At 63.8% G+C, this 11834-nt stretch carries 9 protein-coding genes; 6 read left to right on the forward strand and 3 right to left on the reverse strand.

Features of this window, described 5'->3' with window-relative positions; translation table 11 throughout:
* Both B2V21_RS17315 and B2V21_RS17320 read left to right on the forward strand, forming a co-directional pair.
* A partial coding sequence (locus B2V21_RS17315; RefSeq protein ID WP_286917514.1) for an MFS transporter occupies positions 1–831 on the forward strand: 831 nt, incomplete at its 5' end.
* Between the two features lie 103 nt (positions 832–934).
* Positions 935–2194, forward strand: a complete 1260-nt coding sequence (locus B2V21_RS17320) for a cation:proton antiporter (RefSeq protein WP_049861429.1) — start codon at positions 935–937, stop codon at positions 2192–2194.
* Between the two features lie 68 nt (positions 2195–2262).
* Here the strand turns inward: B2V21_RS17320 and B2V21_RS17325 are convergent, their stop codons facing one another.
* The 3 genes from B2V21_RS17325 to B2V21_RS17335 all read right to left on the reverse strand — a co-directional run bounded on the left by B2V21_RS17325 (position 2263) and on the right by B2V21_RS17335 (position 7943).
* On the reverse strand, positions 2263–3552 hold the full coding sequence (locus tag B2V21_RS17325) for an OprD family porin (RefSeq protein WP_282348648.1): 1290 nt from the start codon (positions 3550–3552) through the stop codon (positions 2263–2265).
* Positions 3553–3822: 270 nt separating this feature from the next.
* Positions 3823–4929, reverse strand: coding sequence for an agmatine deiminase (gene aguA, locus B2V21_RS17330; RefSeq protein ID WP_286917515.1), 1107 nt, complete (start codon positions 4927–4929; stop codon positions 3823–3825).
* Positions 4930–5030: 101 nt separating this feature from the next.
* The gene (locus B2V21_RS17335) at positions 5031–7943 is read right to left on the reverse strand and encodes an aminotransferase (RefSeq protein ID WP_286917516.1); all 2913 of its coding nucleotides are present in this window, start codon (positions 7941–7943) and stop codon (positions 5031–5033) included.
* A 232-nt stretch (positions 7944–8175) separates the two neighbouring features.
* Here B2V21_RS17335 and rfbB point away from each other — a divergent pair, with 232 nt between their 5' ends.
* The 4 genes from rfbB to B2V21_RS17355 all read left to right on the forward strand — a co-directional run.
* Entirely contained in the window at positions 8176–9258 is a 1083-nt protein-coding gene (gene rfbB, locus B2V21_RS17340; RefSeq protein WP_286917517.1) for a dTDP-glucose 4,6-dehydratase, read from the forward strand.
* Positions 9255–10130 carry a glucose-1-phosphate thymidylyltransferase RfbA gene (gene rfbA, locus B2V21_RS17345; RefSeq protein ID WP_049861434.1) on the forward strand — a complete coding sequence of 292 codons (876 nt, stop codon included), beginning with the start codon at positions 9255–9257 and terminating at the stop codon, positions 10128–10130. Before rfbB ends, rfbA begins: the two co-directional genes overlap by 4 nt.
* Positions 10127–10672: a dTDP-4-dehydrorhamnose 3,5-epimerase gene (rfbC, locus tag B2V21_RS17350; protein ID WP_049861435.1), complete on the forward strand. Its 546-nt coding sequence runs from the start codon at positions 10127–10129 to the stop codon at positions 10670–10672. The genes rfbA and rfbC overlap by 4 nt, the downstream gene beginning before the upstream one ends.
* Positions 10673–10764: 92 nt before the next feature.
* Positions 10765–11834 (forward strand): cache domain-containing protein (locus B2V21_RS17355; RefSeq protein WP_286917518.1); only part of this gene is annotated, 1070 nt, incomplete at its 3' end.

Raw genomic sequence — 11834 nt, forward strand, 5'->3', positions numbered from 1 at the left:
TCGGTGGTCGCCGCAGGGCTGGTGGCGCCGACCAAGCGCGCCCAGGCCATCGCCCTGATGTTCACCGGGCTGACGCTTGCCAACGTGCTGGGTGTACCGCTGGGGACCGCTCTGGGCCAGTTCGCGGGCTGGCGCTCCACGTTCTGGGCGGTTTCGGTCATCGGCGTCATTGCCCTCCTCGCGCAGATCGTCTGGCTGCCCAAGACCATTCCCATGGAGCGCGGCAACCTGGCGCGCGAGTTCCGCGTGTTGCGCAAGCCCAACGTGTTGCTGCCGCTGGCGATGAGCGCGATGGCCTCCTGCAGCCTGTTCAGCGTGTTTACCTACATCGCGCCGATCCTGCAGGACGTTACCGGCGTCAGCGCCCACGGCATCACCGTGATGCTTCTGCTGTTCGGCGTCGGCCTGACCATCGGCAGCATGCTCGGGGGGCGTCTGGCCGACTCACGCCTGTTGCCTTCGTTGCTGGGCATGGCGATCGCGGTGGTGTTGATCCTGGCCCTGTTCACCCAGACCAGCGGCTCGCTGATCCCGGCCGCGATCACGTTGCTGGCCTGGGGCGTGTTCGCCTTCGCGCTGTGCCCTATCCTGCAATTGCTCATCATCGACCAGGCGCACGAGGCGCCGAACCTGGGATCGACGCTGAACCAGAGCGCCTTCAACCTCGGCAACGCAGCAGGCGCTTGGGTCGGCGGCCTGGTCGTGGCCAGTGGTGCGCCGCTGGTGGACCTGCCCTGGACCGGTGCAATCACTGGTCTGGGTACGCTTGCCTTGGCATTGGTGTTCATCTATTGGCAGCGACGGCCAGTGGCGGTCAACGCTGCGGGCTAAATGAAGTGTGCCGTGCGGGCATGCGGCAACATCCAACCATAGCAGGGCGCCTGATAGGCGCCCTCTATAGATAGATCTTCACCACCTGACCCAGGGAGCCCGGATGCTCGAGATAGTCGCGACATTCATTTGCCTCACCACACTGCTCACCTACGTGAACTTCCGCTTCATCGGCCTGCCGCCGACCATCGGCGTGATGGTCACCGCCCTGATGTTCTCGCTGATCCTGCAAGGCCTGAGTTTCATCGGCTACCCAGGCCTCGAGGATCGCGTCGAAGCGTTGATGAACCAGATCGACTTCGGCGATCTGCTGATGAACTGGATGCTGTCGTTCCTGCTGTTCGCCGGCGCGCTGCACGTGAACCTGGCTGACCTGCGCAACTACCGCTGGCCGATCGGCTTATTGGCCACCTTCGGCGTACTGATCGCCACCTTCGTGATCGGCACCCTGGCCTTCTGGATCTTCGGCCTGTTCGGCTGGCACGTCAGCTTCCTGTATTGCCTGCTGTTCGGCGCCCTGATTTCACCGACCGACCCGATCGCGGTGCTGGGCGTGCTGCGAACGGCCAACGCCTCCAAGCCACTGAAGACCACCATCGTCGGCGAATCGCTGTTCAATGACGGCACGGCAGTCGTGGTGTTCACCGTCCTGCTGGGCATCGCCCAGTTGGGCGAAACCCCCACCGTCGGCGCGACGGCCATGCTGTTTCTGCATGAAGCAGTGGGCGGCGTGCTGTTCGGTGGGCTGATCGGCTACATCGTCTACCGCATGATCAAGAGCATCGAGCAGTACCAGGTCGAAGTCATGCTGACCCTGGCGCTGGTCATCGGCGGCTCGGCCATGGCTTCCGAGCTGCATGTCTCGGCGCCGATCGCGATGGTGGTGGCCGGGCTGATCATCGGCAACCTGGGACGCAACCTGGCGATGAACGACATGACCCGGCGCTATATGGACGGTTTCTGGGAGCTGCTCGACGACATCCTCAACGCCCTGCTGTTCGCCTTGATCGGGCTGGAGCTGTTGCTGCTGCCGTTCTCCTGGCTGCACCTGTTGGCGGCCTCCCTGCTGGCCGTGGCGATCCTGCTGTCGCGGTTGCTCACCGTGGCCCCGGCGATTCTGCTGCTGCGGCGCTTTCGCAGCGTCCCGCGCGGCACCATTCGCGTGCTCACCTGGGGCGGCCTGCGCGGCGGCGTGTCGGTCGCCCTGGCCTTGGCCCTGCCCATCGGCCCGGAGCGCGACCTGCTGCTGAGCATCACCTACATCGTCGTGCTGTCCTCGATCCTGCTGCAAGGCCTGAGCATCGGCAAGCTGGTCAAGGCCGTCACCCGCGAACCCGACACGCAGGCAGTGCGCGAGCACTGATCACTGCCCTTCTGCGTAAAACAAAGAACCCCGCGAGTGCGGGGTTCTTGTTCAGCGCCGGGTCGACATCAGAAGATGTTGATCGGGTACTCGACGAAGGCGCGTACTTCGTTGCCGTCGTCGTTGTAGCCCGAGGCACGGACGTTGTCCGAGGTGCGCAGCCACGAGCCGCGCAGGCGCAGGGTCAGGTCCTTGGCCGGGCCGTTCTGTACCACGTACTGGATCTGGTTGAAGATCTCGCGCTCCTGACCGTCGCCGGTCGGGGTGCGGATGTTGTCGCCACGCACGTAGGCCACCTTGTAGGTCAGGCCCGGCACGCCGAATGTGCGGAAGTCGATGCCGTAGCCCAACTGCCAGGAGACTTCGTCTTCGGCGTTGAAGTCCGACCAGTACGAGTTGGCCAGGAAGATGGTCGAGCCACCGTCACCCACACCGCCGGCGTTCTGGTAGAAACCGTAGTTGTAGCCAGTGTCGCCGGTGCTGCGCTGATGCGCCAGGGTCAGCGAGTGCGGACCGAAGGCCCAGGTAGCGGCCAGGCTCCAGATCTTGTTGTCGCGACCGGTGCCCAAGGTGCTGGCGTAGTCCTTGTCCAGATGTGAGCGATAGCCGTTGAAGTCGAACGTCAGCGATTGCTCGCTCGGCAGGGCCAGTACGTAGTTGAGGTTGATGTACTGCTTCTTCAACCGGTCTTCGACATCGGAGGCATACAAGGCACCGGTCAGGCTGTCGGTGAACTGGTAGCTACCGCCGTACACGTCGATCTTCTTCAGGCCGCCGCTGTCGCGGGCTTCGGCGCTCTTGCGCGCTTCCTGGGTGAAGCGCCCGGCGTTGAGCACCAGGCCATCGATTTCCTTGGAAGTGATCAGGGTGCCGGTGAAGCTTTCCGGCAACAGGCGTGAATCGTCGAAATTGAGCACCGGCAGTGCTGGCATCTGATCGCCGTACTTGATCACGGTGTTGGAGATACGCACCTTCACCGCTGCCCCGGCGCGGGCCAGATCGTGGGGCGCGCTGCTCGGATCATCCGAAGTACCGCCACGCTTGAAGAAGTCGATGCCGCCAGCACCGGCGCGACCGGTGCCGCCATCCAGGCGCAGAGCATACAGACCGAAGGCATCGACGCCGACGCCGACCGTGCCCTGAGTGAAACCGGAGTTGAACTTGGCGATCACGCCCTGGCCCCACTCGGCCTTGTCCTGCCCGCCATGCTTGTAGTCACGGCTGATATAGGCATTGCGCAGCAGTACATTGAGGTGGCTGTCTTCGACGAAACCCTTGGCATCGGCCTGCTCGTTGGCCATGGCTTGGGTAGCCGCCATCACGCCCAGGGCGAGGACAGCCCATTTCTTGTTCAACATCTTGTTTTCCCTAATCACCAGTGAGGACGCTACACGACCACCCGCTTGTTTTCCGTCGTTCGTGCAACCTGCGCAGTGCTCTGCAACAGGCGTTCGAACGGTGGGGCAGGGTCTATGAGGATCCGTGTGCGGGGTCGGATCCTAGCGATGGGGGACAACGAAAGTCAAAATTTCGTGAAACTTTGTGGCTATAAGAAGGTCTCGCGATGGAATAACGCCCATGAAAAAGCCCGGCATCAGGCCGGGCTTTTCAGGGCGACTCAGGCCAACTCAACCGCGCACAGGTGCCGGCTGCTGCTGGGTCAGGCAGTGGATGTTGCCGCCGCCGAGCAGCAGTTCGCGGCCTGGCACCATGACCACTTCATGCTCTGGAAACAGCTTCTGCAGCAAGGCCTGCGCCACGCCGTCGAGCGGATCGTCGAAGCTTGGGGCGATGATGCCGCCGTTGACGATCAGGAAGTTCACGTAGGAACCGGCCAGACGCACGGACGGATGACGCTCCTGGCTGCCGGCAACCAGATCGACGCCGTCGCATTCCTCCTGAGTGGCGTAGAGAGGCCCGGGAATCGGCATCTTGTGCACTACCAGCGCCCGGCCCTTGGCATCGACGCTGTTTTCCAGCACCTGCAAAGCGGCCTGGCAACGCGGATAGTTCGGGTCGCTGGCGTCGTCGGTCCAGGCCAGCAGCACTTCACCGGGGCGCACGTAGCAGCAGAAGTTGTCGACGTGGCCGTCGGTCTCGTCGTTGAACAGGCCGTCGGGCAGCCAGATGATCTTCTCCACCGCCAGATGATCAGCCAGGATGCGTTCGATCTGCCCGCGGTCCAGGTGTGGGTTGCGATTGCGGTTGAGCAGGCACTCTTCGGTAGTGATCAGCGTGCCTTCGCCGTCGACGTGGATGGAGCCACCCTCGAGCACGAAACCCTGGGTGTGATAGCGCTGGCAGCGTTCCATGTCCAGGACCTTGCTGGCGACCTGCTCGTCGCGGTTCCAGGGCGCGTAGAGTCCGCCCAGAAAGCCACCCCAGGCGTTGAAGGCCCAGTCCACGCCGCGGACTTCGCCACCGTGGTCGACGACGAAGGTCGGCCCGGTATCGCGCATCCAGGCATCGTCGCTGCTGATCTCGACCACGCGAATGTTGGGCACGTCCAGGCGCGCGCGCGCGTTGTCGTATTGCCCGGCAGACACACCGACCGTGACCGGTTCGAAACGCGCGATGGCCTTGGCCAGGGCGACATGCGCCGCTTGCACCGGCTTGCCACCCAGGCGCCAGTTGTCCGGGCGCTCGGGCCACAGCATCCAGGTCTGGGTATGGGGTGCCCATTCGGCCGGCATGTGGAAACCGTCGGCGCGAGGGGTACTGTCGAGCGTGGTCATGGGTCAGGGCTCCGGTGGTCCATGAAAAGGTATGGGCGCACTCTACAGGTTGTCGGGCGGATCGTGAAACACGCCCGCCGCAGGGCGCGCCAGCGACTGATTCAGCAGGCCATTTCGTCCAGCACCCGCGCCACGCTGTCGACGAAGAAGTCCACGCTCTGCCGGGTAGTCACCATCGGTGGCTTGATCTTGAGGATGTTCAGATAGTCACCGGTGGGTTGCATGAAGATGCCCAGTTCCCGCAGCCGCTCGCACAACAGCGCCGTCTCCTGGGTCGCCGGCTCCAGGCTGTGGCGGTCGCGCACCAGCTCCAGGCCCAGATAGAAGCCGGACCCGTGCACGCCACCCACCAGCGGATGCTCATCGAGCAAGGCCAGCAGGCGGGCCTTGAAATGCCCGCCGACCACCCGCGCGTTCTCCCACAGGCCCTCTTCGGCCATGACGTCGAGTACTGCCAGGCCAATGCGACAGCTCACCGGGCTGCCACCGGCCGACGAGAAGAAATAACCCTCGGCTTCCAGCGCCTCGGCAATCTCGCGGCGGGTGATCACCGCGCCCAATGGATGACCATTGCCCATGCCCTTGGCCATGGTGATGATGTCCGGCACGACGCCTTGCTGTTCGAACCCCCAGAAATACTCGCCGAGTCGGCCATAGCCGACCTGCACTTCGTCGGCGATGCACACGCCTCCGCGGGCGCGGACCCGCTCGTAGACCTGTTGCAGATACCCCTCGGGCAGGGCAATGCCACCGGCGTTACCGTACACCGGCTCGCAGATGAAACCGGCCAGTTGACGCCCCTGCGCATCCAATCGATGCAAGGCATCGTCGACGCTGCGCACGTAGCCCGCGGTGCTGTCGGCGCCGCGGAAGGTGCCGCGGTAGCTGTTGGCCGCCATCACCGGATGGACCCAGTCCGGACGCGTGCTCAAGGCCTGCGGGTTGTCGGCGATGGAGGTGGAAATGGCATCGGTGGCCACCGACCAGCCATGGTAGGCCTCGAGCATGCTGAGCATGTCACGGCCACCGCTGGCCGCCCAGGCCAGCCGAATCGCCAGGTCGTTGGCCTCCGTGCCGCTGTTGACCAGAAACACCCGATCGAACCCTTCGGGGGCCAACGCCAGCAGGCGCTCGGAAAACTCGGCGATCGCGGCATAGTGAAAACGTGAGTTGGTGTTGAGCAGCGACCATTGTCGCGCCGCCACCTGGGCCATGCGCGGATGCCCATGGCCAAGTACCGCGACGTTGTTGAGCATGTCCAGATACGCCTGGCCGTGCATGTCGATCAGATGGTTGCGCCAGCCGCGCTCGATCTGCGGCGGCGCCTGGTAATAATGCTTCTGCGAACGCGCGAAGCTGGCGTCGCGACGCCGCAGCAGAAGGTCCGCATCGGGGGGTGTCGGTGCATCGCAATCGATGCCCAGCACAAACGCCGGCGAAGGGCACAGACGCTGCCAGGCTGCTGCCCGCGCCGGCGTACAGAACAGCGGCGGACTCAGCTCGGGAATGCGGCACAGTTGCACCAGCAGCGAACCGTCGACCTGACCCAGCGGGGCGCCCGCCGCGAGCACCGTCCCGGCTGGGCAAGGACAATCGAGCCCCCACAGGTGCAGGCTCGCGAAGGTGCCTTCGAGTACCACGCTGGCATCGGCCAGTCGCCGCAGCGTGCCAGCCCAGGGCGCTTGCAGGGATGTGCCCGGTGGCGCCTGGACCTGCACATGCAGTGCGCAGGTCGCCGATGCCGAGCAGGTGTCGATGCGGGTACGCGAGAGGCGGTACTCGCCATGCCGGGTGCAGGCCCAGCCACCGACCGCTGCGGCATCGGCCAGCAGCCGTTCGTCGATATTCGCTTGCTCCCAATTGCCGTCCGCGAAATGCTCGCTGAGCACGCTCAAATCTACGGGGCAAACTGTCGAGTGCGTCACGCCGACGAACAACGGCAATATGCCATCGCTTGAAGATTCGGGTATGCTCCGACCCACACTGCTGAAAATTGCCGCTTCCATCAATTCGAATGGTTCTGCGGTAGCTATGTCGAAGATCTCCCACTCGTGCTCGACATTGGCCCGGATGTAGTCGTTATCCGGCGCCACGCTCAACTGCCGGGCGCTGCTGGTCACCAGCACCGCCGCTCGCAGTACCACCAACGGCCACAGCGCACGCAACTCGGCTTCGCTCAGCGGATTGACCTGCTGATAGGCCGTCACTGCCGGCAACACCGCGAACGGATCGCCATGGGCATGATGCAGCAGCGCGGCGCAGGTTGCCGCCAGGTCCGCCACACGCCAGGTGTGCACCAGATCACCAAAATCGATCAGACCCGCCAGTTGCCAGCGCAGATTCACATCGCGCTGCCAGACACTGTTGTCGTCGGTGATGTCCAGGTGCACCGCCTGCATCGGCAGATCGGCGCTCACCTCCCCCAGGCGGCGCTGGGCCTCGAACGCCATTTCAACCACACGGCCACGTTGCCGTGGGTCGTCGAGCGTCGGCAACAGGCGATCAAGCAACTTATGCGCGTGGCGCGGGTCCCATTGCAGCGTGCGCGCAAGGCCTGGGTGCTGAAAGTCGATCAAGGCGCGGTCCACCTCGCCGCACAATCTGCCGATGCGGGCGATCGGTTCAGGCCCCAGGTGCTTGAGACGGGTCAGTGGCTGGCCTTCCAGATAGCTCAACACGCGCATCTGCAGGCGCTGTTGGCCGAGCGTTACGGCCACGGTGTCGCGACCGTCGGTGGCCAGCAGCACATGAGGCACTGACAGGCTACTGCGGGCCAGATGCAGCATCGCGGCATGCTGGGCAGCCAGTGCCTGATGGGCCCCCTCATCGTGACAGAACTTCAACACCCAGCGGCCCTGTGGGTTTTCGACCCGAAAGTTCAGGTCCTGCTGGCTACCCAGGCTGTACAACTGGCCCTGCAGGCCGTAGTGCTCGAACAACAATGCCTGCGCCTGTTCGATACTCACCACGGGGTTGGGAAGACTGGCACGTTGCACGAGCGAGTCGAGCGGCATGAGTGAAACCTCGATGGCCTGATTTGCAAGTACTGTAGCGGTTCGCCGCGCGACATTTCCACCATCGGCAACGTTGTCTGACGCGACGCGATCGCGCAGGCCGGTGGCTACTGAACCATGCTGCACAACCATGCTGCACATTCGTTTAACCAATCGGGCTTGCACCGCCGCGCCCATCCACACAAGCTAGGCTGCAACGAATCTTTGTCAGCTAAGGAAGAAGGCTTTCGACATGCGCATTCTCATCACCGGCGGCGCCGGTTTCATCGGCTCGGCACTGGTTCGTCACCTGATCGCCAACACCGAGCACGAAGTTCTCAACCTCGACAAGCTGACCTACGCCGGCAACCTCGAATCACTGACCGAAATCGCCAACGACAGCCGTTACGAATTCGTCCAGGCCGATATCGCCGACCAGGCAGCGGTCGCCGCCGTACTGGCGCGTTTCCAGCCCCACGCGATCATGCACCTGGCCGCCGAATCCCACGTCGACCGCTCCATCGACGGACCGGGCGAGTTCATCCAGACCAACGTGGTCGGCACCTATGCCCTGCTCGAAGCCACCCGTGGCTACTGGCAGCAGCTGCCCGCAGCCGAACGCGACGCCTTCCGCTTCCACCATATTTCCACCGACGAGGTCTACGGCGACCTGCATGGCGTGGACGACCTGTTCACCGAAACCACGCCGTACGCGCCAAGCTCGCCCTACTCGGCCAGCAAGGCAGCCTCCGACCATCTGGTACGCGCCTGGCAGCGCACCTACGGCCTGCCGGTGCTGATCACCAACTGCTCGAACAACTACGGCCCGTATCACTTCCCGGAGAAACTCATTCCGCTGGTGATTCTCAACGCCCTGGCCGGCAAGCCGCTACCGGTGTACGGCAATGGCATGCAGGTGCGTGACTGGCTGTACGTCGAAGACCATGCCCGCGCCCTGTTCAAGGTCGTCACCGAAGGCGTGGTCGGCGAGACCTACAACATCGGCGGCCACAACGAGCAGAAGAACATCGACGTGGTGCGCAGCATCTGCGGCCTGCTCGATGAGCTGGCACCGCAGCGTCCGGACGGTGTGGCGCACTATGCCGACCTGATCACCTTCGTCAAGGATCGCCCGGGCCACGACCTGCGCTACGCCATCGACGCCAGCAAGATCGAGCGCGAACTGGGCTGGGTCCCGCAGGAAACCTTCCAGACCGGCCTGCGCAAGACCGTGCAGTGGTATCTGGACAATCTTCAATGGTGCCGTCGCGTGCAGGACGGCAGTTATCAAGGTGAACGCCTGGGCTTCACCGAACCTAAGGACTTGATCGCATGATGAAAGGTATCGTTCTGGCCGGGGGCTCCGGCACCCGCCTGCACCCTATTACCCTGGGTGTTTCCAAGCAGTTGCTGCCCATCTACGACAAGCCGATGATCTACTACCCGATCTCGGTACTGATGCTGGCCGGCATCCGCGAGATCCTGCTGATCTCCACGCCTCAGGACCTGCCGCAATACCGCCAGTTGCTGGGCGATGGCAGCCAGTTCGGGATCAACATCCAGTTCGCCGAACAGCCGGCGCCGGACGGCCTGGCCCAGGCGTTCCTGATCGGTGAGGAATTCATTGGCGACGACCCGGTGTGCCTGATCCTGGGCGACAACATCTTCCACGGCCAGCACTTCAGCGATCAGCTCAAGCGCGCCTCGGCGCACCCTACCGGCGCTACCGTGTTCGGTTACTGGGTCAAGGACCCCGAGCGTTTCGGCGTGGTCGAGTTCGACGAGGACGGTCGCGCACTGTCCATCGAAGAAAAGCCGGCCGAGCCCAAGTCCAGCTACGCGGTCACCGGCCTGTACTTCTATGATAACGACGTGGTGCGCATCGCCAAGGACGTCCAGCCTTCGCCGCGCGGCGAGCTGGAAATCACCGACGTCAACAATGCTTACCTGGAACGCGGCGACCTGCGCGTCGAGCGCTTCGGCCGTGGCTTCGCCTGGCTCGACACCGGTACCCACGACAGCCTGCTCGATGCCTCGCAATACGTGCAGACCATCGAACACCGTCAGGGGCTGAAAGTGGCCTGCCTGGAAGAAATCGCCTACCAGAACCACTGGATCGATCGCGAACAGTTGCTGGTGCGCGCCAAGTACTTCGGCAAGACCGGCTACGGCCAGTACCTGTACGCGCTGGCCGGAGAAACCCGATGAACGTGATCGCTACCGAACTGCCCGATGTATTGATCATCGAGCCGAAGGTTTTCGGTGACGAGCGCGGCTTCTTCTACGAAAGCTTCAATGCCCGGGCTTTCAAGGAAGCGACTGGCATCGACCTGCCGTTCGTCCAGGACAACCACTCGCGTTCGGCCCGTGGCGTGCTGCGCGGGCTGCACTATCAGGTGCAGCATGCCCAAGGCAAGCTGGTGCGCGTGGTTGCCGGGCAAGTGCTGGACGTCGCGGTGGACATCCGCCGCAGTTCGCCCAACTTCGGCAAGTGGGTGGCCGTCGAGCTGTCCGCGCAGAACAGCCGCCAGCTGTGGATTCCGCCGGGCTTCGCCCACGGCTTCGTGGTCCAGAGCGAGTACGCCGAATTCCTCTACAAGACCACCGACTACTACGATCCGTCTTCGGAACGCAGCATCGCGTGGGATGACGAGCAATTGGCAATCGATTGGCAGCTGGATACAGCGCCATCGCTGTCGGCCAAGGACCTGGCCGGCAAGCGCCTGGAAGAGGCCGACGTGTTTCCGTGATCGGCCTGTGGCAACGTCGCGATGCATGTCACCCGTGCTTCGCGGCAGCTGCCTGACGCATAATACGCCGGTCCATCCCGGCGTGTTGTCCTATGACCTCCAGATCTTCCTCCACTCGCAGACCCCGCTGGCGCAGCCTGGCGATCCTCGCTTTGTGCCTGGCGCCGCTGTTGTGGCCCCTGGAACACCTGGCCGAGCGCTATTACAAAAGCGAGCTGGTCAGCCAGAACCGGCAGACGCTGGACCTCTACGTCGCCAACCTGCTGGGCACCCTGCACCGCTACGAAACCCTGCCGCAAATCCTCGGTGACCTGCCCGCGCTGCGTGCGCTGCTGGCTGCACCTCGCGACCCTCAAGCAACGCTAGACGCCAACCATCTGCTCAAGGACATCCGCGAACAGACCGGGGCGGAAGTCATGTACCTGCTGGACGCCGATGGTAATACGTTGGCTGCCTCCAACTGGGAGCAGCGCGACAGTTTCGTCGGTCGCAACTTCGCCTTTCGCCCCTATTACAGCGATGCCGTCGCCGGACGCCTGGGGCGCTTCTTCGGGCTTGGCACCACGTCGGCAAAACGCGGCTACTTCTTCGCCGCCGCCGTACACGACCAGGACAAGGTCATCGGCGTACTGGTGGTGAAGGTCGACCTCGACCACACCGAAACCCTATGGGGCAAGACGCCCGAACAGCTCCTGCTCACCGACCACAACGGCGTGGTCATCCTCACTTCGCGCCCCGAATGGCGCTTCCGGGCCACACGCCCGCTCAGCGATGGCGAGCGTCAGGCCATCGTCTCGATCCTGCCCTACCCCACCCGCGACCCGCAACCGTTGAACCTGGAAGCCGACGCCTGGCTCACCCAGACGCGAACCATCGCCGAAACCGGCTGGAACGTCAGCATCCTCGCCCCCAAGACCTTGCTCGATCGCCCGGTGCGCACCGTCGTAGCGGTGGGCGGAGCCCTGCTCCTGGCATTGATGCTGCTGCTGGGTCTGATGATGCAGCGTCGCCGCCACTACCTCGAGCGCATCGAATTCGAAGGCCGCACCCGGCATGAGTTGGAAACGCGGGTGGTGGAACGCACCAGTGCGCTGGAAGGGCTCAACAGCAAGCTGCGCCAGGAAGTGCTCGAACGCGAGCAGGCCCAGCAGGAGCTGGTGCG

It is taken from the genome of Pseudomonas sp. UBA6276, from assembly GCF_002438365.1.
In the GTDB taxonomy this organism is placed as follows: domain Bacteria; phylum Pseudomonadota; class Gammaproteobacteria; order Pseudomonadales; family Pseudomonadaceae; genus Aquipseudomonas; species Aquipseudomonas coleopterorum.